This window comes from Candidatus Neomarinimicrobiota bacterium (assembly GCA_016784545.1).
Taxonomy (GTDB): domain Bacteria; phylum Fidelibacterota; class UBA8477; order UBA8477; family JABMPR01; genus JABMPR01.
Genome location: JADHUM010000052.1, coordinates 1 through 24536 on the forward strand (window position 1 = coordinate 1; position 24536 = coordinate 24536).

Genomic DNA, 24536 nt, shown 5'->3' on the forward strand with positions numbered 1-24536 from the left:
TTATGAGACATATTACTTAACAGAAAGGAAACTGTTCATCTAAAGATCGCTGATAATCAGATATCGTGAACCCACAAACTTTTTTGATCAAATGTATCAGACAAAACTCTTTAACTGGGCTTTATATCGGAATCAGGGAGTATATATCTGAAATCAGCATTACTTGCCAAGCAATGGCGCAAAATCTATATTCACGCGCTTTTTTATTGCCACCCCACCCGCCGCTGTTGGCGGGTCCCTAGCTTCCGTCTACGCCTACCGGCTACGACGGGACAAGCAGTTGGTAGAGCAGTCAGTGTGTGTCTCCCTGCCCGCCAAGTCGAAGTTGTGAGACGTAGACTGGAGGCTTTCGAAGGGATGAAACACAATTTGCTTTTTTAACGCCACCCTAGCTCAGTTGGTAGAGCAACGCATTCGTAATGCGTAGGTCAGGAGTTCGACTCTCCTGGGTGGCTCAGTTCAGATTTTATGTTTATAATTTAAGATTTAAAATTGAGGAATTGTTACTCTCCTGGGTCTGCCTATCGTGGCTGCAGGAGTAGATAGGTGGCTCATATCTGATTTAACATTTTCAATTTAAAATTTAAGAATTAAGAATTAAGAATTATGGCTCTATAGGACCTTGGCAATCCATACTATCCTTAAGCTCAGTCTTTTGGGTTTGGGTGAGTATGCTGAGGGGTTCCTTGCGTCGGTTGTCACTGAAATGAAACATGGTTAAAATGGGATGCCGCAACATCATTCTGGGACCTGAATACCTCATGACCCGTTTGATGTCATCTTTGATCCCTGGTTTGTAGCAATGGATGGGACAATTCTTACAGGATGTTTTGCCTTCATGAAAAGGGCAGCGATTGAGTCTGTCCAATGCGTAATTTTGCAATTCAGAGCAATTCGAGCAATCTTTCACTAAAAGACCGTGATGATTTTTGCAGTAGAGTTGGATCATTACTTCGACGGTTCTGGATTCTCGTTCAATTCTATTGGTAAATATGGACATTATATATTCTCAACTATCCCTTTTCTTGAAGTAATCAGCCCGATCAATCCGATATTTCACGACGACGAAGCCGTCTGGCTCCATCATTTCTTGCTCATATTCTAGACCAACCTTTTCCATTACTCGCCGCGAGGCACCATTGTCTGGGTCGGCAATAGCCATAATCACATCAAGTCCCAGTTCCTCAAAGCCTTTTTTAACCAGCGCCAATGAACCTTCTGTGGCAATACCCCGACCCCAGTATTTTTGTTTCAGGCGATAACCCAACTCAGTTTCTGATGCATTTACCCGGTTGGGACGGAGATGAAACCACCCCATAAAAGCACCACTGGCCATTTCAATGGCGGCCCAGAGTCCCTGTCTATCCAGATCCCTATAGTACTTCATTATTCTTGGCAAAATCTTCTCGGTGACATGGTCACGAGGTGTGGGTTTGCCACCATTGATATAAAGAGTGACCTGGGGATCAGAATCCAGATCAACCAGATTATCAATATCCAATGCGGTAAATTCTCTCAGTATCAGTCGTTGGGTTTCCAGATATACTTTCATCGGTTCCTTAATCACGAATTATTGCTTTCATATTAACTTAAGTTCATCCCTCATCTAAATGATTTCAAACCCTTAATCCTTCAAATTTTTTCGCCACATCTACATCCTTCTTTAATTATTTAACAAAATAGTCAGATTTGCTCATTTTTGGGGTTGCAGATCGATGATAAAAAGTGAGATTAAGCTTTAATGAAAAAGCCCGCCATCCTCCTTCTGGAAAACGGACACCTCTTTAAAGGATATTCTTTGGGCGCTATCGGTACCTCCGGTGGTGAAGTCTGTTTTAATACAAGCATGACTGGTTATCAAGAGATTCTCACAGATCCCTCATACTGCGGTCAAATCATAACCATGACTGCTCCCCACATTGGTAATTACGGGGTCAATCCCGAGGATACCGAAAGTCACAAAATTCAGGCCCGAGGGTTGATCGTACGAGAAGCCAGTCCCATCCATTCCAATTATCGCGCGGTCCAAAGCCTTGATGACTATTTGACGGAGGCTGGAGTAGTTGGTATCGAGGGCATAGACACACGCCAATTGACACGCATTATTCGTGATGAAGGCGCCATGAATGGGATCATCAGCAGTGATGATCTGGATCTGGCTTCATTAAAGAAAAAATTGAAACTTGTCCCTGCCATGACCGGGCAGGATCTGGTTCAGGAAGTGAGTTGTAAAGAAACCTGGACCTGGCCCAGTGAAAAACCTGACCCTTCATATCGTGTGGTCGCGCTGGATCTTGGCATCAAATTCAACATTATTAGACAACTCGCTGAAAATGACTGCGAAGTAATTATTGTCCCTGCCACAACTTCTGCTGATGAGATATTAGCTCTGAATCCCCATGGCATTTTTCTTTCCAATGGTCCTGGCGATCCTGAACCTGTGAATTATGCCATTGAAACAGTTAAAGAACTCCTGGACAAAAAACCAATCTTTGGAATATGTCTGGGCCACCAAATCCTGGCTCTGGCTCAGGGTGCCAGCACTTATAAATTGAAATTCGGCCATCGAGGGGGTAATCATCCAGTCAGGAATCAACTAAGCGGCAAAGTGGAAATCACCAGTCAGAATCATGGGTTTGCTGTGGAACCATCGAGTCTTCCAGACCACCTGGAGGTAACTCATATAAATCTAAATGATGAGACTCTGGAAGGGATACGTTGCAAGAATATTCCGGCTTTCTCAGTACAGTATCATCCAGAAGCCAGTCCAGGACCACATGACTCCCGCTATTTGTTTAAAGAATTTATCCATATGATGGACGAGTATGCCAAAAAGAACTGATATTAAATCTATCCTTATCCTGGGCGCAGGTCCTATTGTCATTGGACAAGCCTGTGAGTTCGATTATTCAGGGACGCAAGCATGCCGGGCATTGAGGGAAGAAGGCTACCGAATTATTCTGGTGAATTCCAATCCCGCTACCATCATGACCGATAGAGAATTGGCCGATGCAACTTACCTGGAGCCACTGACCCCGGGCATTGTGACCGCCATCATTGAAAAAGAGAGACCTGATGCTATCCTGCCAACAGTGGGTGGACAAACCGCTCTGGATCTGGCAATCAAACTGGATAAACTCGGTGTATTGAAGAAGTACGGGGTTCAACTCATTGGTGCTGATGTAGAAGCTATCAACAAGGCTGAGGACAGAGAACAATTTAAAGCTGTCATGGATAGCGTTGGAATTGATACTGCCAGGGGTGGATTTGCCCGGAGTATTGAATCTGCTATTGAGATGGTAAAAAATACCGGCTTCCCTGCCATCATTCGTCCCTCCTTTACCATGGGTGGCACTGGTGGAGCAACTGCCTACAACAATGAAGAGTTTCGTGAATTAGTTGATAAGGGTTTATCTGCAAGCCCCATTGGGGAAGTGCTGATTGAAGAATCTTTGTTGGGTTGGAAAGAATTTGAGATGGAGGTGGTGCGGGATAAGAACGATAATGCCATCATCATTTGCTCTATTGAAAATATTGACCCCATGGGCGTGCATACTGGAGATTCAGTCACCGTCGCCCCAGCCATGACCCTGACAGATAAAGAATATCAGAAGATGCGCAACTGGTCCATTGAGTGTCTGCGGGCCATCGGAGTTGAGACAGGCGGTTCAAACGTACAATTTGCAGTTGATCCAGTATCTGGCCGTATGATTGTCATCGAAATGAATCCCAGAGTGAGTCGATCCTCGGCATTGGCTTCCAAGGCGACGGGGTTTCCAATTGCTAAAATTGCTGCAAAATTAGCCGTTGGATATCTCCTGGATGAGCTCCCTAATGAGATCACGGGTAAAACCCTGGCAGCCTTTGAACCCAGTATTGATTATATCGTTACCAAAGTACCCCGTTTCGATTTTGAAAAATTCCCTACGGCTGACGGTATTCTCGGTGTTCAGATGCAATCGGTAGGTGAAGTGATGGCCATTGGACGAACCTTTAAGGAGAGTCTACAAAAAGCTTTCCGCTCCTTGGAAGTTGGGTTGGTAGGTCTGGAACCTAAAAAGGTTGCAGGTAGAGAGCTGGATCTCAAAAAGATGCGTTTTGCTACTGCTTTTCGCCTGGTCAAAATCTGGAAAGCCTTCCAGGATGGTGTGGCACTCGACACCCTCCAAAAGATCACTCAAATCGATCCATGGTTTCTGTACCAGATTCAAGAACTGGCCTTGGATCCTGTTCCAAAATTTGATCACGATTCAATCCGGGAGTATAAGCGACGTGGCTATTCAGACGTTCAATTAGCACAGCGCCTGGATAAAACAGAGTCTGATATCAGAGCCTTCAGAGTTGCTGAAGGGATTTTGCCGACTTTTAAGGAAGTTGATACATGTGCCGCTGAGTTTCCTGCCAGGACCTCATATGTATATTCAACTTATGAAACCGAGAATGAAGTCACTCCTCTCACTGGAAAAAAGGTGATGATACTGGGTGGTGGTCCAAACCGTATTGGACAGGGGTTGGAATTTGACTATTGTTGTGTTCAGGCTGTTTTTGGTTTGAATGAAATGGGTTATCAAACCATTATGGTGAATTGTAATCCTGAGACAGTATCCACCGATTTTGATATCTCGGACCGCCTATATTTTGAACCCCTGACTTTCGAAAATGTGATGAATATCGTGGATTTGGAAAAACCTGATGGTGTACTGGTGCAATTTGGCGGTCAAACACCCCTGAATATTGCAAACAGGCTCCAGGAAGCAGGCGTGAAGATCATTGGTACCAATCCATCAGCAATAGACCTGGCAGAAGATCGCAAAAAGTTTGGTGCCATCCTTGACAAATTAAAAATTCCTGCTCCGGCATATGGAACCGCCTTCACCATTGAGGAAGCCTCTTTCGTAGCCACAGAAATTGGTTATCCCGTTCTGGTGCGACCCTCCTATGTGCTGGGTGGTAGAGGAATGGAGATTGTTTACACAGAAGAATCGCTCAAAAAATATGTTGCTCAAGCAGCTCTGGTCAGTGGTGACCATCCCGTCCTGATTGATGCCTTTCTGGAAGATGCTTTTGAATTTGATGTTGATGCCATCTGTGATGGCGAAGACGTTTATATCGGGGGGATTCTCCAACATATCGAAGAGGCTGGAATACATTCCGGTGATTCAGCCTGTGTAATTCCCCCCTATCAACTACTCCCCAATCATCGCAAGCGCATTGAAAAATACACTCGAAATCTAGCCCTTACGCTCAAAACCATTGGACTCATCAACATCCAATTCGCCATGAAGGATGGGGTCGTATACGTTCTTGAGGTGAATCCCAGAGCCAGCAGAACCGTTCCCTTTGTAAGTAAGGTGACTGATGTTCCTCTGGCCAAATATGCCGCACAGCTGGCTGCAGGGAAAAAGCTCAGTGATCTCGATCTGCACCGGGAAAAGCACGCTCTCATAGCGGTTAAAAAGCCTGTATTCCCTTTCAACAAATTCCCGCATCAAAACGTATTCCTTTCACCTGAAATGAAATCCACGGGGGAGGTCATTGGTCTGGATACCAGATTGGGGGCCGCTTTCGCAAAAGCTGAAATTGGTGCCGGAAATCACTTACCCACCAAGGGATCAGTTTTTATTTCAGTCAATGATCATGATAAACAAAACACCATCGAAATTGCCCGTGATTTTCAAGAGATGGGATTCCAAATCATGGCTACCCAGGGAACGGCTGAGGTTCTCAGAGAAAATGGTTTGATCGTCCAGGCTATTTATAAAGTCAATGAAGGCCGACCCCATGTGGCTGACCACATTAAGAATGGAGAAATCCAGTTGGTCATCAACACCCCCATGGGCGCTATAGCACGTGAGGATGAGTATTCTATTGGCCGAGCTGCCATCCGGTATAAAATTCCAGTTATTACCACCCTCTCAGGTGCAAAAACTGCCGTCCGAGGTATACGGCGCTTAGCCCTGGATGATTTAACGGTGAACAGCCTCCAAGATATTTTTAATTGATTTTTTCCTCCCGTACCGTTTACTTTTCCGGTACCATCTAATTGCACTAAAAATTGGGCTTAACCAATACCAAGGGGTATTAAGGGGAAATCATGACTGTGTTAGCGATTCCATCTGAGGTAACTTTTACAACAGCAGATAATTTTGATATTTTTGAGCAAACCTGGCCTTGCAAGGAAGCCAAAGGGGTGGTACTGATTACCCATGGGGTGGCAGAACATTCTGGTCGCTACGCGCATGTCGCGCAATCCCTGGTGGATGCCGGTTATACAGTAGTAGGCTTTGATTTGAGAGGTCATGGAAAATCTTCAGGGAAACGAAATTACATCAATTCCTTTCAGGACTATTTAAATGATCTTCAGGAAGTGCTGAATCGTACCAAAGCCAGTTATCCCGATCTACCTCTTTTCCTGTTCGGGCATAGCATGGGTGGAGGTATTGTTACGCTCTTCACCATCGAAAGGAATCCTGATGTAAAGGGTGTGCTTCTCAGTGGACCTTCAGTTAAGGTTAGTGATGATATTTCACCCTTCCTCCAAAAAATCTCTGGTGTAATCAGCGCTATTCTCCCCAAGCTACCTGTGATAAAATTGGAAAGTACTGACATTTCGAAAGATCCGGAAGTTGTAAAAGCCTACGATGAGGATCCCCTAAATTATCGCGGAGGCATCCTGGCCAGAACCGGCTCTGAGTTGCTTAATGCCACCAAGACAATTACTGCACGTTCCCACGTCATTGATCTTCCCATCCTGATTATGCATGGCGACTCTGATAAGCTTGCTGACAAGAGTGGTAGTGAAATGCTCTATGCCAATGTGAGTTCAACCGACAAAACATTAAAAATATATGCAGGTTTGTATCACGAAATTTTGAATGAGCCAGAACAAGATCAGGTAAAGGCCGATATCATCAACTGGTTGAATGCTCATGTTTGAGTTACTGAGTTTTGTGAGTTCCATGAGTTCAATGGGTTAGTGAGTATTTGAGTGGAACCGTGGAGGTCTTTTAATCTTTGTTGAAAAATAATTGGATCTAATTATGGCGATTCTTTCTATAGATCAGGGCACCACAGGTACCACCGTCATATTGGTAGGTTCTGAAGGACAGATTCTCGCTAAAACCTATCATGAGTTTCAGCAATTCTACCCTCAACGTGGCTGGGTTGAGCACGATCCAGAAGAAATCTGGGAAACCGTGGTTGAGTGTGTTGGAGAAATTTGTGCCGCCAATTCAGAAGTGATTGAAGGTATAGGTATCACCAATCAAAGGGAAACCACCGTCATCTGGGATGCTGATACAGGCAACCCTGTATACAATGCCATCGTCTGGCAATGTCGTCGGACCGCCTCTATTTGTGAGAGCCTGGAACCACATAGGGGTCTAATAATAGAAAGAACAGGGTTGCCCCTCGATGCCTATTTTAGCGCTACCAAAGCCCAGTGGATTTTGAATCATGCGACTATAAATCCAGACCAGAATTTGAAGTTTGGAACCATAGATACCTGGCTTATCTGGAAGCTTACTGGCGGGGATGTTCATGCAACGGATTATTCCAATGCTTCCCGTACCATGCTTTTTAATATTCATGATAAGCGTTGGGACGCTGAACTATGCGACCTGCTTAAAGTCCCCATAGACATGCTTCCTGATGTAAGAAATTCCTCAGATGACTACGGGACAGTTTCTACGCTATCTGAACTAGATGGTATTCCCATTTGCGGCGTGGCTGGAGATCAGCAGGCCTCGCTATACGGGCAACAATGTTTTCAAAAGGGTGAAACAAAAAACACCTATGGAACGGGTTGTTTCATCATGATGAATACAGGTGCTGAAGCTATTCAATCAGAGTACGGGTTAATCACAACACTGGCAGCGGATCCTGATGGCAAACCCTGTTATGCCCTTGAGGGTTCAATTTTTATTGCCGGAGCAGCCATTCAATGGCTCAGGGACGAATTAGGCCTCATCAAGACCGCAGCTGAGAGCGAAGCTGCGGCTTTATCCGTGAGTGATACTGATGGTGTTTATCTGGTACCAGCGTTTACGGGATTAGGTGCACCCCACTGGGATATGGAAGCAAGGGGAATGCTTACCGGACTTACCCGGGGATCCAATAAGAATCATATCATACGCGCCAGTCTGGAAGCCATGGCTTACCAGACTTACGATGTTATTCAGACTATGGAAAAAGAGACTGGAGTGAACATCAGATCACTTGCGGTGGACGGGGGAGCAACTGAGAATAATTTTCTCATGCAATTCCAGGCAGATATCCTGCAAATTGAAGTTCAAAGGGTTCAATATGTAGAAACGACCGCTCTTGGGGTGGCTTATTTAGCTGGGCTTGGAATTGGGATCTGGGATAAGGAGACCTTGAAATCATTCGCCTCCCAAAAGACCATTTTTGCTCCAGAAATATCTGAGAACCAACGGGTTTCCCTGATTGAGGGCTGGAATGCCGCAATCAAACAGGTGGTAACCAGATGACTTCAACAACGGGTCCCTTCTCACTGGAATATCCAGGTCATGATTTTGTCTTCTTTTCACCTCCTCACTGGATAGCAATTCTCATTCTTTTCAGTATTTATAGTGCTTTATGGCTGAAGCGCGACTGGTTTTCTACTGCAAGGATAGATCTGCGGACTCGCTGGATTGTGGCTGTTCTACTCATAAGCCAGGAATTGAGTCTGAATATTTGGCATGTAAGTATCGGGGATTGGGATGCGGGCAGTACCCTGCCCCTACACCTGTGTGGTGTTGGAATAGTACTGGCTGCCTTTCTATTAATTAATCGTAACTATTTATTGTATGAGCTTGTGTATTTCTGGGGGCTGGGCGGGGCTATTCAAGCTCTGCTGACTCCTGACATTGGAGCCTATGGCTATCCACATTATCGCTTTTTTCAGTTCTTTCTTTCACATGGAGCCTTAATCTTCGCCAGTCTTTACATGACCTGGATTGGAGGCATGCGTCCCACACACCGTTCCATCTGGAAGGTTATGGGAATCACCAACATCTATTTGATTTTCATTGCAGGATTTAACTATGTTACTGATGGGAACTATCTATTCATCTGCCATAAGCCTGTAAATGGATCCATCATTGATGTTTTGGGTCCCTGGCCCTGGTACATTCTGTCTCTCGAAGTGGTAGCTGTGATTTCATTCTATATTTACTACTCCCCTTTCGCTCTGAAAGATCTCATTGCAGGACGTCGTTCTTAGCTTTCTTCAGTCCAAAAGATGGATGGCCTCAAACTTTTTAGCTTGGTGTTTCCTTTTTGGCCTAGCCTCAGCATCTGCATTCTGCTTAATAAAATTCACTATTTCACTTTGATGCATACTGTTTCTGGCAATAAACCAGGTGGGAAAAGCAGCTGGGGTGAGACGTGCATTTTGCCATTCCGAGTGCGCGACTACTGGCTGAATTTTTGGCTGATGAAGTAAATTTTTCTTCTGGCGGATATCCAGATAGACCTGTTGATGACTTAAATTATAATCCCCAAAAGATGATGAGCAGGCGTGGGTCAGAACCGAACTTTCGATATGAAAACCTGACCTAAAGGCTGCGGTGTAAAACATCTCATCATAGGGGAGTATCATCTCATATGTTTGCCCACGCAGCAATTGAAAAAAAGTGCTTTCAATATTCAAAAACTGCAGACCATCACCAATAAATGTCACTCGGTCAAAATTATATGTAAGTAATTCTTTAATTCTGGGAAGTACATCCCTACCAAGAATTGTCACGGTTACCATATTTTCATTATGACCATTTTCATGGGATGAAAGTGAATAGTTTTCCCAATCATAATTGATGGGGTATGACAAAGTGGAGAATAATTGCTCGTGAATCAGAGCTTTCAATTCGGGCTGTGTCGCATGGGTAGGGATATACAATGTGGTCGTATAAATTTCCGGGGGATAAAGCAATATCCAGATTTCTGTGTCAGAATTAAGCACCCCGGCATGATCCAATATGGCCTTGATTCGTTCATTCATAGCAGCATCTCCAGGTGCCCGCCTATATGTCATCTCACTGGGGGAGGTTCCGTGTGGTTTCACGTAAAGGAAGAGTTCTGTTTTGTCCTTTAAGTAAGTGAGAAATAAACGGGCTCTGGATTTTTGTGCATGAATCATAAAGTTTTACCATGTTTTGTGTTCATAACAGGGTTCTATTTATTGTACTCAATTGTGAATTTGATTTGACCAAAAATAATAATCCTAATCGTTTATGCAAGCTTTATTTATGATTTATTTAATTTTATATTAAATATATAGTAATTTGTGAAATATCGGATACATAATGTGCAGGACTCCTCATTTCACCGTTGGTATTAATTGTCATTGTGGAGTGTGTGACTGGTGAATAGTTTTGATCATGTCAACTGCCAATAATTCCGACTGTAAAGATGCAAGACCCTATCGCCTTGAAAATGCCATTCAGAACTATCCCTGGGGCACAAGAGACCATGACGCCTTCATCCCAAAACTCCTGGGGCTCGACCCAGAACCTGGACAAGCATATGCTGAATTATGGATGGGGGTTCACCCGAAGGCACCTTCATCGATAATCAATCTGGAAGAAGGTCCTCTCAGTCTCTCCAATTGGATTTTAGATGACCCACAGAAACGGCTGGGAACAGATAAGAGGCATATATCACTTCCCTATCTCTTTAAGGTACTGTCCGCTGGTGAAGCTCTCAGTATTCAAGCCCATCCAAACAAATTACAAGCTGAAAATCTCCATCGAGTGGATGCTGAACACTATCCTGATGATAATCACAAGCCCGAGATTGCTGTTGCCATCGATCATTTAGATGCACTGGTTGGGTTTATCTCAGACCAGGAATTTTCTACGCTTATGGAAACTCGTCCTGAGCTCAAATCATTGTTAAGCAGAGATTCCAGCCCCATTGATACCCTTAAAAGTGGTGTTCAAGCCCTGTTTCATATTAGAGAGAAGGATTCAAAATATTTTGCTGATACCACACACCAGATTTATCAATGTCTCAGTCAAAAAGATAACCCTGATGAATCAGAGATCCTTTACCTGGAGCAATATGAGAAGTGGGGGCCGGAGGATATTGGGCTCATTTTTCTGTTCTTGTTGAATAGAGTTCACCTGGAACCGGGTGAAGCAGTATTTTTATCTCCTGGTGTCCCCCATGCCTACCTAAAGGGCAATATCATTGAGTGTATGGCGAACTCTGATAATGTCGTTCGAGTGGGATTAACTAACAAATTTTGCGATGCTGAGGCGCTTCAGAACATACTCGTCTATGATACGGAATCCGATTATCGGGTTGCTCAAACCAGGCAGGGGTATCAGAGTGAGTATGCCACTCCGGTGTCGGAGTTCAGAATCAAATCACTTGAATTGCCAGAGGGAAAATCTGAATCATTCGCATCCCGAAGAAGTCTGACTATGTTCTTGCTTTTGGAAGGAGAGATCAGTTTACACTGGGGTGGGAAGGATAATTCCTGCACCTGTGTGTTGAAACGGGGTCATACCTTTATCACTCCAGCAAATTTGAGTGAATTCGATATATCAGCTCGCATGGACTCGAAGCTGTATCTGGTTGAGATCCCCTAGATTTACTAACTGGCCTTGGCTTGAATCCGGAATTTATCTGATACAATGGTGGGTTTCACACTGGCCCAGCGTAACATGAGATTTACTGACTCGCTCATATCATCCAGTTTAATTGGATCAAGAAAAGCTGTCACCTGTACAAAATAATCTTCCTCGTCTGACAGGCCCTTGGTATTCACAATAACAAGATTGCTTACAGAAATATAAGTGTCCTTTGCGGCCTCAATTGTAAAGAAACGCTCCAACTCGCCATTCTGTGAATTAAATAGATAATAGGTCTCCGTCTCCTCATCAAAACGAAAACCATTCACGACTTCTTTCATCTGGAGCGGTGTCGCTTCCCCGCGTGCGAAGAGTTCGAAGCGAAAATGAAGGGTGATATTCTCGCCAGAGAGTAACACATCATCCAGGGTTTCAGTAAATGAATCAGCCAGTTTGGTGCTGCAGACAATCTCATGTTTTACGCCGGAGTATTGAAGGTCAAGTCCCTCAAACCAGGGATTTGAGGTCACCACTGATGACAGAAACAATTGAGTAACTGCAATGAGGGAAGCATTAAAAGTCTGGGTTAAGAATTCAAACATGATACATCAAGAATTGCCCATGACAAGACCGACCGCTGTAGCAACCAGTGTAAGTGTCATAACCAATATGGTAGTTACTCCATAGCTAAGGAGCAACAGCACCATTTTTGTGGCAGTTTTGGAATAGGATTGCCCATAAAATTGTCTCATGGCGATAAATAAATATATCAAACTTGAAATTATTACAAGCCACATGGTCAATTTAAAGTCCAAAATGATGGTCAAAATAAGGAGACTAAAAATAAAGGCATGGACGTGAATGCTGAAAACGAGATGCTCAATGTAGAGTTTTTTTCTGCGCCAGTAGAGTGCCTTTAGTTGAAGCGCTGCCACGGGAAGCAAAAGGAACATCATTTTTGCGAAATTATCACTAAAATTGGACAGAAAATCACCTTGATTGACATCATATTGCCCCCCTCCTAAGGACAATTGCATCCCTGATTGGGAACTATCAGGATCTACGGGTACCAGCCCAGACCCCTCATAACTCAACACATCATTGCTCGATGCAGTCTGCTTGGCTTCCAGTGCATTCTCCAAAGCATTATCAAGGTTACCTGTTTCAGTAATTTCCTTAAAGAATTCATTACTCTGAACGCTTGGGAGGAGGGTTTTAAGCGTGAGTGATAGAAAAAAAAGGACGCTGGCGACCAGATATATTCGAACGGGCGGTATGTATCTGACTCTGCGACCCCTCACATACTCAGAGGTCAAGAAGCCTGGTTTGGTAAAAAGAAGTCTCAGAGATCTCAATACACGAGAATCAACATCAAGCAGTTCTTCTAAGAAATCTGAGAAAAAATCCTTAAATGTGAGGCTGTAATCCTTGTTTTTCTGTCCGCACTCCGGACAAAATTGTGCGCTGAGGGGTGAGCCACAGTTTAGACATTCCGTTCGTTGCGGTATTCTTGGCTTTTGTTTACTCATAACTAAAGTCTAAATTTAGATGGAAATCTGGATAGGGTAAGTCTTTTTTCATAGTAGCAATTATTAATGGAGGGTATCTAAATTTCACCTCAAATCGAAATACGTTCTGCGGCGGTTGAGCTCAATATCATCAACTCACTTGAAATGATGATATTTGGAAATGCCAGAGTTACTGCATCCCGATTGGAGAAGATTCAGCAACAGCACCCGCTCCTTTTAATTGCCTATGATGGTGAACGTCCAATTGGTTTTAAACTGGGATATGTGATAGAAGGGGTCCGAACGTTCTTTTCCTGGTTGGGTGGAGTAGATTCTAACTATCGGCGACAGGGTATAGCCCAGGCTCTGCTTGATTTTCAGGAGCATCATGTTAAAAATGTGGGGATTGCTACCATTTATTTTACCACTTTCGATCGATTCCCAGCAATGATTCAGCTTGGCAAAAAGAATAATTATGTCAAGGTGAAGACAGCACTGGAAGGTGGCGAGAAAAAATACTGGTTCGAGAAACAACTTCTCTAGTCCAGATTTAACGAGACAACTCATGGATTCAGAGACATTTCATACTTTCTCAGTTTTAACTGTTGGGTTAGTTTAAAGGCATTGCATTGAGGAGAGTCGGGTTATGTTAAATATGAATAAAATCAATATCATCAGATCAGTTATACTCATCGTTATCATTCTTTCACCAACATTTGCACGGTCACAGGCCAAAGAATCTGACGTAAGCGCCCTCCATCGTGAGATAGATAAACTCAGCGAGATGGTGACAAAATTCAAAGCAGAGCAAGCCAGATCTTACAGTCTGGAGGCTGAGCTTAAAGCACCCAATGGTGACTTTGACAAACGCGATAGTCTTAGACTGGTTCGATTGAAGAGAAAACAGGCAGAATCCCGAGCCAGAATTGATCAAATCACCCTGGACATTATTAAAATCAGCAAACAACTGGAAGACCCAGGAAAGCGATACGCCTTGGCCAAGCGGATGCAGCAGCCCAAGGTTACCCAGAAAGCAACAAGTCAGGAAGGGACCCTCGACTCAACAGCAACCCCACAGCTAGTCAGTGCTCGCTCAATAGATTTATCAGCTGTAAAACTGGTTCGCCAGGGCAAATCTCTGGATCAGGCTCGGCTTCTTACCATCGATAAGCTAAGCGATAAACAGGTGCTGGCATTCTATCAGGATTTAAGTAAAGAGGCTCGCTACGAGTTGTATGATATTGCTGATGAGATCGTTCGCTCAGAAAAAGTTGAACTTGTTGATGCCCGTCGTTCAGCCATTTATTTCTATCTGTTCACCAAGTGATCACTAGATTTTCCAGCTTAATCGCCCTGGCCCTGCTCATCAGCGGATGTAGCGGCGGCAAAATTTCTTACTACGAGGAGGGTGATCTCCACAACCGTAAGTTTCTGAATCATGTCAAGCAGCGCTCTTCAGTACGGGGTGATTACTTCGAGGTGAAACGCAATGACAAGGGGCAGATCACATCAGCAAAATATTTTTCATCAGGAAAAAACCTGGTTAAAAAAAGCAACTATACCTATACCCGAAAAGGGCAACTGATGAGGCATCATCAAACAGAGTTTTTTGACAATGGTCCACCACGCATATCAAAAGAATGGCATTACGCAAGAGGACGAGTAACCAAACGGGAAGAAAAGTGGTTTACCCGGTCTCATACTCTGGAAAAAAAACTATCTATTTATTACGATGCCAATCAAAAGCCATATCTGGAAGAAACCTGGGGTTTGGGTCGTAAGATTGAGAGTTCAACTGAATACCATTACGACTATAAACATCGGCTTGACAAATCTCGACGGAACTTCTTTCTTCCCAGCGGCGAATTGCGGGATTACTGGCTAACCATTTATAACGATGAGATTCAGATTGTAAATGAGGATCACTACCTCCCTGATAATTCGCTCATCGCTTTTTACCGATATGCTTATCACCCTGTGAAAAGTTATCGAGAGCACGAAGAAATTTTGGATGAAGATCGTGGCATATTTATTTCTCGTAAGTACGATGAGTATGGTCAGCTTCTCACTGAAGTGGAAAAAGATCGAAATCTTGACTTGATCAAAAAGACTGTTTATGAGTACAACGATAAACATCAACCCAAGTTGGTTCACGTGTACAACAAGGATGGGAAATTGGTGAAAACTTCAAAATATATGAAGCCCCGCATTCTAGAAACATTCAGAACGCCTGGTCTATAGGAGGTTTGTGATGAAAAAGATTTTGGTGCCCCTGGCCGAAGGATTTGAAGAAATTGAAGCCATCACTATAATTGACATTCTACGTCGAGCGGGAGCGGAGGTAATCATTGCCGCCCTGGTAAAGCGAAATGTTCAAGGTTCCCATGGTCTAAAAGTTGTTGCCGATACGGTTCTCGATGAAGTTCTCAACGAAAACTTTGATATGGTTGTACTCCCTGGAGGTGTCCCCGGAGCTCCAAATCTTATGGGTGATGCTAGAATTATCAAACTCCTGAAGGATCAAGCCTCGGCGAACAAGACTTCTGCTGCCATTTGTGCCGCCCCGGCAGTTCTACAAGAAGCCGGCCTCACCGATGGTAAGAAAATCACCTCTCACCCAGCCTGGGCTGAAAGCATGACAACCGCTGTTCACACTGGAGCGCGAGTAGAGACCGCTGATCTCCTGATCACAGGACAGGCTGCTGGCAGCGCCATGGAGTTTTCCTTTAAGCTAGTGGAGGCACTCTATGGAAAAGAAAAAGTTTCTGAAATAAATGCTGGGGTTCTGGCAAAATTATAAGTTACTGACCCGCTGTTCTGATGCTGTCAAACCACGTTTCTGCCAGGATCATTGAGGGAATAAATCCACCGACATGATCTGCCCCAAGCAGGCGAACCAATTCTACACTCGTTCCCCCATTTGCCTGCAAAGATGCATAGGCACTTAAGGTGTTTGCAATGGAAACGGAGCTGTCAGCAGTTCCATGATATAACCTGACAGGTGCAATGGGACCCCAATCCAAAAGTGTATTTTCTTCCAGGGCTTGCTGGATAGCTAATTCTTGACCTGCTAAAAAGGCCTCGGTAAAATCTGTTCTGAAAAGCGCATTAATATCGGTTGGCAATTGATCGTTCACATCACCCAACTCCTGGGAACCATCATATAGACCTGGAATCATAGTTGCATAGGGCTCATTAAAAATATCCGTAAGACGATTCCATCCATAGATATCATCATATGCCACCACCACATAGGCCAGAAAGGCTGGAATGTCATAAGTATCTCTGCTCAGGAGGTGCCGCGTTGATCCGATGAGGTCATAGGGACCAGACATGGGGGCAACTGCAGTCACATGAAATTCATCTGAATAATCTGCTTCAATAAATTTATGGGTGGCCATGGTGGCGTATCCACCTTCTGAATAGCCAGCTAGAAATAGATTATCACTTATAACAATATCATTCTCGCAGGCATAGATTCTGGCAGCCCGCAGCATGTCAACCACGGCATTTGCTGTGAGTTCAGCATGGACATAGGGATGGATATCTTCCGAAATACCTAGACCAATATAATCAGGAGCGACTGCCATAAATCCACTCATGGAGAACATGATACCATCCATGGCATAGAGGGGATTCACTGACCCTGTATTTTCTCGTTTTAGGGCAGTCCCGTGCTGTACACTCACCAGATCCATGGTTTCAACACCCTGGGGTAGAAACATGACACCAGAGGCCAGTGTGAGGTCACCATGCTTATCTCTGGTTTTATAATGAATCTTATAAGCATCAGTACTATGGGTCAATGTGTAACCAATGGGAGCTCCAAACAGGCTTAGATATGGCTCAACCTGGGCTGGAGTGAGCGTCATTTGAAAGGTGGCCTCAACTAATTCACCTGCTTCACCAACTGTGTTACATGTCAACTCATCATCATCATTCTCACAACCGATATACACCGTAAGACTGACCATCATCATGCTGAAGATTAAAAATCGATTGAGTCCTTTTATAGTATGTTCAGCGTTCATCCATATCTCCTAGAATTGACTCATTATTACAAATTTATCATAACGGTCTTCCAGATCCGATTCTTCCAGATAGGTGATCCCATCAACTGAAAAATCCTCCACACAGAAAGAGGCAAATACGGACCCAAAAACTACAGCTAATTTCATGTTGTCAAAAGAATGATCCATTGATTGATCGAGATAACCAATGAGGGCACCAACAAAGGTATCACCAGCACCAGTTGGGTCCTTCACTTCATCTAGAATAAGCCCCGGGACACTAAACACCTGTTCCCCATGAAAGAGTAATGCACCATGCTGACCTTTTTTAATCACCACCCAATCTGGACCCATGGCTTGAAGTTTTCTGGCTGCCCTGCCATAATGACGCTCCTGGGTGAGCATGTGGGCCTCTTCATCATTGATCACCAACATATCAACCCTATTTATGAGGGTTAGCAACTCATCCAGAGCCGTATCTATCCACAAATTCATTGTATCAAGAACAACGAATGATTCAGCCTCCAACTGATCTAGTACATGGTGCTGCAAACCTGGATGGATGTTCGCCAATAAAACATGTGCTGCATTTTTATATGTATCGGGCAGTGTCGGGTTAAAGGATTCAAATACATTCAGCTCAGTGAAAAGAGTGGTTCTGTCGTCAAAATTTTCTGCGTAGCGCCCCCCCCAGCGAAAGGTCTTGCCTTCTTCTATAACCAAGCCCTCTAGATTTACATGATGATCTTTAAAAAGCGTAAAGACTGGTTCTGGAAAATCAGTTCCTACAACACCGACAATGTTTGGATGGGTAAAATAGCTTGCAGCAATGGAGCAATAGCTACTGGATCCACCGGGAACTTCAGAAACTGAGCCAGCAGGCGCTTCAATAGTATCCAGTGCTAATGATCCAACAATGATGAGTGACATGTCATTTCCTTATTTTCCGTTAAAAGTAACAGCTAGGCAAAATGCGATGTAATCCCTCCCACCACAATGAATTTCCATTGAGAACCCTGTTTTCTCGTCTAGATTCTCCACATGAAAATGAAGACAATTATCCTATTGATGGTCCTGGTGAGCATGTTGAGTGCTCAAGATTATGAGTTCTACAATCAGAAACTAACTGACAAGCAAAATGAGCAGGCGATTTACCTGGAGAAAAACCTCATGGCCACCTGTTGCTTTGGTGGTCCTGTGTATATGCATGGTAAAAATCAAATGACCGAAGATGCAAAAGTAACCATTCGGCGATTGCTTATTGAGGGTAAAAGCACTGATGATGTCCTGGACCATTTTAGAAATTCTATTGACCCCCGGACCAAACAACCATATGGCAATCGAATCCTGGCTGCACCCAAAGCCAGTGAGACGGTAGGAAAAGTCTCTTATTGGATGGTGGTTATTTTTAGTCTTGTTGGATTGACAATACTTGGATATGCGCTGAAAAAGCTACAAGCTAAAAAGCAGGGACCAGATCTGAAGAATCAGTTGTCAGAAGAAACCCTTAAAAAAATTGAGTCGGAACTTTCAGATATAGATTAGGCTTAACTGCGTAAATCAGAAACGGATAATGCGTTTAATCTATCTCTAATTAAAGCTGCCATTTCGTAATCTTCATTGGAGATTGCCTCTTTAAGATCATGCTCCAGATCAAATCGTAATTCAGCCCCATGCATTATTTCACTCACATTTTCGGCCAGACTGGGCTCTGATTTTTCGGTCTGCTCCGTGGTAATGGGCATGGGGATAGATGCCTCGTCAAAGACCTCCCTCGAAACCCTGATAGGAACTCTGGCTCTCAAAGCCAGGGCGATGGCATCACTGGGCCGGGCATCAATTTTCTCGATACCCTTTTCACTCCTTACATTCAATTCGGCATAGAATGTCCCCTCTTTCAACTTCTGAATAACGACACTGTCCAATCCGTCAGTCATATGGGTGATCACCTGGGATAATAGATCATGTGTCATGGGGCGATCCAAATTAATCTGCTCCAGGGCCAGGGCGATGGTCTGGGCTTCAAACTGTCCCACCACAATAGGCAGACTACGTTGGTCATCATCCCTCGTTTGAAGAAACAGGGTATAACCCGGGGCAGCTGCCTGGGCAAAGAAGAGGATATTCTTGACAATTACTTCAATCATTTTAGTACCGGGATAAACTTAGCGCCAAACACAGTCAAATGTCAAACACTGACGGTAATAAAATGACCTTCGTCGTCAACTTGTGATCTTTAACACTTATGGGGAAAATGTGGGGACTAGGTGATTGACAAAATCATTTTTTTCGATTTAGAATCATGTCAGACAAGGCTTTGAGCATATTGGTGTTTTTAAAGAGAGATGAACTTAACAGAGCATCTGCCTCTGATATCCAGGATGTGATTAAATCCTGAGCCCGTTCAATGGTACCATGATCTATCATCCATTGTTTTACCTGATCTCGATGATGTTCAGCCAACTCACCACCGTTTTGAATAATTTTCCATTCCTTCAGCTCATCTTCTGTGAGTCTGCTTTTCAAGTCGATCCAGATCCAGGTTTTTTTCTCGTTCAGGACATCGCTACCCAAACTTTTGCCCATGGTAGCTGATGATGACGTTACTTCCAGAAGATCATCCTGCATTTGAAAAGCTCTTCCCAGGAGGATCCCAAATCGTGAAAGGGCTTCAATGGAAGCATCGTTTCCACCACCCATGATCCCACCGAGATGGCAGGCAAGTCTGATTAGCGCTCCGGTTTTGAGATCAATCATCATCTCATACTGTTGAGGCTCGACATGAATACTCCCCTCAAACTCCATATCCCAACCCTGGCCCTTGCACACATCCATAGCCCCATCATTAAAGGCACGAAAGACGCTGGGGAATTTTGATTCCTCAACATCTGAGAGTTGTTGATAGACATAGATAAGCAAAGTGTCACCGCTCAATAGAGCCCGATTGTCACCGAAGGCCTTGTGGAGGGTTGGGCGACCTCTTCGCAGTTCGTCACCATCCATGATATCATCATGAACCAGGGTGAATGTATGAAAAATTTCAAGTGCAGCAGCGACGCTAACTGCATCGTGCCAGTCACCCCCGACGGCTTCGGCCGCCGCCAGGCAAAGTGCTGGTCGCAGCATCTTGCCTTCAGCTTTGAGGGCGTATTTCATGGGTTCTGAGAGATAAACAGGCTCAGTATCAAAGCATGGATTCTGCAAATGTTTAGAAATGGCTGCGCGCCATGTCTCGATTCTATTGTTTACCTCAATGTCCATTGTTTCTTTCTCGATAATTACTTTTGTGAGTAAGATCAGCCAATTTTATGCAATAACCGGCGATTCCCAATTAATTCATTAATCGTAAGTGCCCCAACACCAAACATGGTCATTTCCAGAGTTTTCTTCCACACCAGTAAATGTTCAATGATTCTACTTCCATCTGAAGACATGGCATGTTTTAGCAATGCACCAGCAATGCCACCCATATTTGCACCGAGGGCAATCGCCTTAGCCAGATCAAGGGGTTGTTTTAGACCACCACTGGCGATAACAAACTGATCCGTTTCCAGGTTTTCCAGGATTTCAGCTGTTGGCTCACCCCAGTTGGCAAATTCATGAGCAGCTTGTTTCAATACACGCTGATCATCGGATAGTCGTTCGCGTTCAATGGATATCCAGTTACTCCCACCTGCACCGGCAATATCAATTATTTCAACGCCAACACCCTTAAGCTTGGCAATTACTTCGATGGAAAGACCCTGTCCAACCTCTTTGACGATGATGGGTAGTGGAAATTCATGCACCCAGGTCTTGATAGCATTCAAGGCACCCTTGAAGTGGGTATCGCCTTCAGGCTGAAATGCCTCCTGCATTGGATTTAAGTGAATGATTAGCGCATTTGCCTTCAGATCGCTGCAAAAGGTTGCTACCCTGTCAATTGTTTGCGGACCCATGATCTGTGCAATTCCAAGATTGGCCAGGATGACAGCCCCAGGTGCTTTTTCTCTGGCAACTAAAAAACTGTCTCGTACTTTTTCATTTTCCAGGGCAGCACGGATACTTCCCAGGCCAAGGGCACAGCCCACTGACTCAGCCGCTGTTGCCAGATTTGCATTGAGCTTGAAACTCTCCTCAACGCCTCCACTCATTGAGCTGATCAGGAGAGGAAACTGGAGTTCCTTCCCTAAAAATTCTGTACGAGTATCTATCTCATCAAGATTAATCTCAGGGAGTGCGTTGTGGATGAATCTCCAGCGGTCAAACCCGGCAGAAGTTGTAAAGTTTAGCGCCTTTTCCTGAGCAAGATTCAGATGATCCCGCTTGCGTTGCTCAATGTCCCTCGTCAAGGCGAACCTCGCCAAACTCCGCGATTTTGTTCATAACCAGGGTTTGAATCTCTTCCATGCGTTCTTGTGTTTTGGCTTCGAATCTTACGACCAGGACAGGTTGTGTATTTGATGCTCGCACCAGACCCCATCCATCTCCAAACCGAATTCGTACACCATCCACATCAATGCAATCATAATTTTCTTTGAAATATTTGGCTGCGTTCTCTGCAATTTCAAATTTCTCTGAGTCTGAATTACAGGTCAATCTGATCTCGGGTGTTGAAAAGTATTTGGGAAGCTCATCCACCATTTCAGAAAGGGGACGATTGCTCTTGGAAAGAAGTTCCAGCATACGACCACCATTGTAGATGGCATCGTCAAAACCAAAGTATCTATCTGCAAAGAAGAGGTGACCACTCATCTCTCCGGAGAATGGAGAGTTCAGCTTTTTCATATGGGTCTTAATATGGGAATGTCCTGTCTTATACATAACGGGTGTTCCACCAAACTCCAGAATTTTTTCCTCAAGTGCCTGTGAGCATTTTACATCGAATATTATTTTATCATCTTTGGATTTAATGATGTCTTGAGCAAAAAGAATCATCTGGTAATCTGCCCAGACAACCTGCCCTTTTTCGTCAATCACACCTAGACGGTCAGCATCTCCATCGAAGGCAATACCAACATCATAGCCACCCTTTTTCATCTCAGCCTGTATATCCTTAAGATTGGCAGCGACAGTTGGATCAGGATGGTGATTCGGGAAGGTACCATCTACATCGCAATAGAGAGCTGTTACTTCACAACCCATTCTTTCATATACCTCAGGGGCACAGAGCGCACCAGCTGCGTTGCCAGCATCAACCACAATGCGCATGGGTCGCTTGAGATCAATACCCTTGACCACTGTATCCATATACTCTGGCAAAAGATCATATTCTGAAGCACTACCCTTGCCTGCTTCAAAATCATCATTTTTAATCAGAGTAAGCATATCCTGAATATCCTGACCAAAAAAGGCGAGCTGATTAAAGGTCAATTTAAAACCATTAAACTGTGGTGGGTTATGGGAGCCTGTTATCTGACACGCACCATCCACATCTTCAAAATGAAACACACTAAAATAGTTGCCTGGTGTGGGTAGAATGCCTATGTCCATGACATCAATCCCCGTAGAGAGTGCGCCTGCTTTAAAATATTCTTTAAGTTGGGGGGTTGTGAGTCTCACATCTCCAGAGAGCGTGATTTTCTTTCCACCCCGACGCTTGACGATTGATGCAAAAGCGCGCCCCAGGGCAACAACGACTTCTTCTGGAAAATCTACTGCTACTTCCCCGCGGATATCATATTCTCTAAAAATAAAATCATTTACATTCATATCTGTATTCTCCTAAGACCGTTATTTATTCGGGGTCTGTGTTTTTTTCAAGTTCATCTACTGCCAGGCGAACGTTCCCATCAAAACGATCCAAATATAGTCGACTTTCCTCTGCTGAAGCATGGCTTTTCTGCATTACCAAAGCCACCTTTACATAGTTATCAGATTTAACCAGCAGATCACTTGCTTCTTCGTAACTGCAGGAGGTGATGGTAGAAACAATACGACGGGCTCTATCTTCCAGTTTGATATTTGTTGCCTTCAAGTCAACCATGAGATTTTCATAGACCTTACCACGTTTAACCATGGCGGTGGTGGTAATCATATTGAGAACCATTTTTGTGGCCGTTCCGGATTTCATTCGAGTAGAACCCGTAATCACTTCTGGTCCCACTGGTACAGAGATGAGAACATCGACATCTATATCGATGTGATTTCTGTCTGCACAAGTGAAAAACACCGTTGCCGCTCCCAATTCTTTTCCACGCTCCAGAGCGCCCAGTACGTATGGGGTAACACCACTTGTGGCTATACCCATAACGACATCATTTTCTGTTACTGCAATTTCATCAATGAGTTTACGACCATCCCCAGGGAAGTCTTCAGCACCTTCAACTGCAGTTCGTAAGGCTATATCACCTCCAGCGATAAATCCTTGAACTCTTTCCGGGCTGGCGTTAAAGGTAGGTGGAATTTCAGAAGCATCCAAAACGCCCAGTCTTCCTGAAGTCCCTGCTCCCACATAGATTAAGCGTCCATTTTTCTGGAAAGCGTTATCTACCAATTCCGTTGCCTGTGTGATATCATCCATTTGCTCAGCGACTTTGCCAGCAATGATTTGGTCTTCCCGATTTATAATTTCAAGGATTTCACGAATCGACGACGAATCCAGCTTCATACTCTCTGGATTGCGTTGTTCTGTTAAAAGTTTGCCTAATTTCGAGGTCATTTTCTTATTGCTCCCACCAAATAATATTTTTCAGAATAACTGTGCCTTTTGCTGCGCTGACACTCAATCACGACTTTAACATCTCCTGGGTTACCTCATCGAAGTCAGATCTCAAGTCGGCGGCAATTATACAAGCAAAGGTGTTTGTAAACCAAATGATATCAACCTGTGACAACCCTGCATATAAAGCACCCCGAATATGAGCTCGAAACTGATTGATCATTCCTGATGTCATCAATGAAGCGAGAACTGAGATTTCCCGCTCCTTAAGGCTAAGTCCAGATCGAGATAGAACTCGCCCATAGCCATCCTCGATCATCCATCTCGTTAAATCAGGGTGTAACTCATCCATGACCTGCTTCAATTTGGAATGATATTTTCCGTAAATGATTTTACTGGTCTTGTCTCCGGCATGTTGGTGGTCGCTCACATGCTTGGGACCATGTCTAACGGGGAAGTGATTTCTCAATTGTTTGAGAGCCTCAATCGTTTTTGGAAATCCAGCAAAGAGCAGTGTCTGTAGGATGGCTTCTTCGATAGCCTCCTCATCCAGAATATTGGAACATTCAGGTAGCCAGATATTTAGCATGGCCTGATCATTTAGCGTCGTAGCTGCCACAAGGATTCCCAGGAGAAACATTTTTTTGTGCTCAGAGTTGCTGAGCTCCCTCCAGGATTGAGATAGTTGAGATTCACAAGTGGAATATCTGCTAGAGAATGTCATGGCTTATAGGATAATCGGGTTGGGGCGTGATGACACTTGAATTCTCGGTTTCGACCAAATAGTGGCTTATGCAAT

24 protein-coding genes and 1 tRNA gene are annotated in these 24536 nt (G+C 44.1%); 12 read left to right on the forward strand and 13 right to left on the reverse strand.

The window, feature by feature from the left end:
- Nucleotides 1-382 precede the first annotated feature (382 nt).
- Nucleotides 383-455, forward strand: a tRNA-Thr gene (locus ISR87_11850).
- A gap of 149 nt (nucleotides 456-604) precedes the next feature.
- On the opposite strand, the gene ISR87_11855 is transcribed toward ISR87_11850, so the two are convergent.
- Both ISR87_11855 and ISR87_11860 read right to left on the reverse strand, forming a co-directional pair.
- Complete coding sequence (locus ISR87_11855) at nucleotides 605-1000, reverse strand: nitrous oxide-stimulated promoter family protein (GenBank protein MBL7026140.1); 396 nt, start codon at nucleotides 998-1000, stop codon at nucleotides 605-607.
- Nucleotides 1001-1009: 9 nt separating this feature from the next.
- Entirely contained in the window at nucleotides 1010-1552 is a 543-nt protein-coding gene (locus tag ISR87_11860) for a GNAT family N-acetyltransferase (GenBank protein ID MBL7026141.1), read from the reverse strand.
- 189 nt (nucleotides 1553-1741) lie between these two features.
- Between ISR87_11860 and carA the strand changes: the two genes are divergently transcribed.
- The 5 genes from carA (at nucleotide 1742) to ISR87_11885 (ending at nucleotide 9226) form a co-directional block, all read left to right on the forward strand.
- Nucleotides 1742-2842 (forward strand): glutamine-hydrolyzing carbamoyl-phosphate synthase small subunit, encoded by a 1101-nt coding sequence (carA, locus tag ISR87_11865; GenBank protein ID MBL7026142.1) that lies wholly within the window; start codon nucleotides 1742-1744, stop codon nucleotides 2840-2842.
- Entirely contained in the window at nucleotides 2826-6002 is a 3177-nt protein-coding gene (gene carB, locus ISR87_11870) for a carbamoyl-phosphate synthase large subunit (protein MBL7026143.1), read from the forward strand. The genes carA and carB overlap by 17 nt, the downstream gene beginning before the upstream one ends.
- A 92-nt stretch (nucleotides 6003-6094) precedes the next feature.
- Nucleotides 6095-6937: an alpha/beta hydrolase gene (locus ISR87_11875; protein ID MBL7026144.1), complete on the forward strand. Its 843-nt coding sequence runs from the start codon at nucleotides 6095-6097 to the stop codon at nucleotides 6935-6937.
- A gap of 103 nt (nucleotides 6938-7040) precedes the next feature.
- The gene (gene glpK / locus ISR87_11880) at nucleotides 7041-8489 is read left to right on the forward strand and encodes a glycerol kinase GlpK (protein ID MBL7026145.1); all 1449 of its coding nucleotides are present in this window, start codon (nucleotides 7041-7043) and stop codon (nucleotides 8487-8489) included.
- Nucleotides 8486-9226: a TIGR02206 family membrane protein gene (locus ISR87_11885; protein ID MBL7026146.1), complete on the forward strand. Its 741-nt coding sequence runs from the start codon at nucleotides 8486-8488 to the stop codon at nucleotides 9224-9226. The genes glpK and ISR87_11885 overlap by 4 nt, the downstream gene beginning before the upstream one ends.
- Before the next feature lie 6 nt (nucleotides 9227-9232).
- On the opposite strand, the gene ISR87_11890 is transcribed toward ISR87_11885, so the two are convergent.
- Nucleotides 9233-10003, reverse strand: coding sequence for a hypothetical protein (locus ISR87_11890; GenBank protein ID MBL7026147.1), 771 nt, complete (start codon nucleotides 10001-10003; stop codon nucleotides 9233-9235).
- A gap of 379 nt (nucleotides 10004-10382) precedes the next feature.
- Between ISR87_11890 and manA the strand changes: the two genes are divergently transcribed.
- Nucleotides 10383-11597, forward strand: coding sequence for a mannose-6-phosphate isomerase, class I (gene manA / locus ISR87_11895; GenBank protein ID MBL7026148.1), 1215 nt, complete (start codon nucleotides 10383-10385; stop codon nucleotides 11595-11597).
- Nucleotides 11598-11602: 5 nt separating this feature from the next.
- On the opposite strand, the gene ISR87_11900 is transcribed toward manA, so the two are convergent.
- The gene (locus ISR87_11900) at nucleotides 11603-12181 is read right to left on the reverse strand and encodes a hypothetical protein (protein MBL7026149.1); all 579 of its coding nucleotides are present in this window, start codon (nucleotides 12179-12181) and stop codon (nucleotides 11603-11605) included.
- A 6-nt stretch (nucleotides 12182-12187) separates the two neighbouring features.
- A complete protein-coding gene (locus ISR87_11905) occupies nucleotides 12188-13108 on the reverse strand; it encodes a DUF3667 domain-containing protein (protein MBL7026150.1) in 921 nt (306 codons plus the stop codon).
- A 144-nt stretch (nucleotides 13109-13252) separates the two neighbouring features.
- Between ISR87_11905 and ISR87_11910 the strand changes: the two genes are divergently transcribed.
- From ISR87_11910 to ISR87_11925, 4 genes are all read left to right on the forward strand, one after another.
- Entirely contained in the window at nucleotides 13253-13630 is a 378-nt protein-coding gene (locus tag ISR87_11910; protein ID MBL7026151.1) for a GNAT family N-acetyltransferase, read from the forward strand.
- 103 nt (nucleotides 13631-13733) lie between these two features.
- The gene (locus tag ISR87_11915) at nucleotides 13734-14414 is read left to right on the forward strand and encodes a hypothetical protein (protein ID MBL7026152.1); all 681 of its coding nucleotides are present in this window, start codon (nucleotides 13734-13736) and stop codon (nucleotides 14412-14414) included.
- Nucleotides 14411-15328, forward strand: a complete 918-nt coding sequence (locus ISR87_11920) for a hypothetical protein (GenBank protein ID MBL7026153.1) — start codon at nucleotides 14411-14413, stop codon at nucleotides 15326-15328. The genes ISR87_11915 and ISR87_11920 overlap by 4 nt, the downstream gene beginning before the upstream one ends.
- Nucleotides 15329-15338: 10 nt before the next feature.
- Nucleotides 15339-15887: a DJ-1/PfpI family protein gene (locus tag ISR87_11925; GenBank protein MBL7026154.1), complete on the forward strand. Its 549-nt coding sequence runs from the start codon at nucleotides 15339-15341 to the stop codon at nucleotides 15885-15887.
- A 1-nt stretch (nucleotide 15888) separates the two neighbouring features.
- On the opposite strand, the gene ISR87_11930 is transcribed toward ISR87_11925, so the two are convergent.
- Nucleotides 15889-17118 (reverse strand): hypothetical protein, encoded by a 1230-nt coding sequence (locus ISR87_11930; GenBank protein MBL7026155.1) that lies wholly within the window; start codon nucleotides 17116-17118, stop codon nucleotides 15889-15891.
- Between the two features lie 9 nt (nucleotides 17119-17127).
- Entirely contained in the window at nucleotides 17128-18027 is a 900-nt protein-coding gene (locus tag ISR87_11935) for a bifunctional hydroxymethylpyrimidine kinase/phosphomethylpyrimidine kinase (protein ID MBL7026156.1), read from the reverse strand.
- A gap of 111 nt (nucleotides 18028-18138) precedes the next feature.
- On the opposite strand from ISR87_11935, the gene ISR87_11940 reads away from it, so the two are divergent.
- A complete protein-coding gene (locus ISR87_11940; protein MBL7026157.1) occupies nucleotides 18139-18642 on the forward strand; it encodes a cytochrome c-type biogenesis protein CcmH in 504 nt (167 codons plus the stop codon).
- Nucleotides 18643-18644: 2 nt separating this feature from the next.
- Here ISR87_11940 and ISR87_11945 read toward each other — a convergent pair whose 3' ends face one another.
- From ISR87_11945 to ISR87_11970, 6 genes are all read right to left on the reverse strand, one after another.
- Nucleotides 18645-19244 (reverse strand): bifunctional nuclease family protein, encoded by a 600-nt coding sequence (locus tag ISR87_11945; protein MBL7026158.1) that lies wholly within the window; start codon nucleotides 19242-19244, stop codon nucleotides 18645-18647.
- A gap of 133 nt (nucleotides 19245-19377) precedes the next feature.
- On the reverse strand, nucleotides 19378-20358 hold the full coding sequence (locus ISR87_11950; protein ID MBL7026159.1) for a polyprenyl synthetase family protein: 981 nt from the start codon (nucleotides 20356-20358) through the stop codon (nucleotides 19378-19380).
- A 35-nt stretch (nucleotides 20359-20393) separates the two neighbouring features.
- Complete coding sequence (locus ISR87_11955; GenBank protein MBL7026160.1) at nucleotides 20394-21428, reverse strand: type 2 isopentenyl-diphosphate Delta-isomerase; 1035 nt, start codon at nucleotides 21426-21428, stop codon at nucleotides 20394-20396.
- A complete protein-coding gene (locus ISR87_11960; GenBank protein ID MBL7026161.1) occupies nucleotides 21412-22788 on the reverse strand; it encodes a phosphomannomutase/phosphoglucomutase in 1377 nt (458 codons plus the stop codon). Before ISR87_11960 ends, ISR87_11955 begins: the two co-directional genes overlap by 17 nt.
- Nucleotides 22789-22813: 25 nt before the next feature.
- Entirely contained in the window at nucleotides 22814-23737 is a 924-nt protein-coding gene (gene murQ / locus ISR87_11965) for an N-acetylmuramic acid 6-phosphate etherase (protein MBL7026162.1), read from the reverse strand.
- 67 nt (nucleotides 23738-23804) lie between these two features.
- On the reverse strand, nucleotides 23805-24377 hold the full coding sequence (locus ISR87_11970; protein MBL7026163.1) for a carboxymuconolactone decarboxylase family protein: 573 nt from the start codon (nucleotides 24375-24377) through the stop codon (nucleotides 23805-23807).
- Nucleotides 24378-24536: the final 159 nt, after the last annotated feature.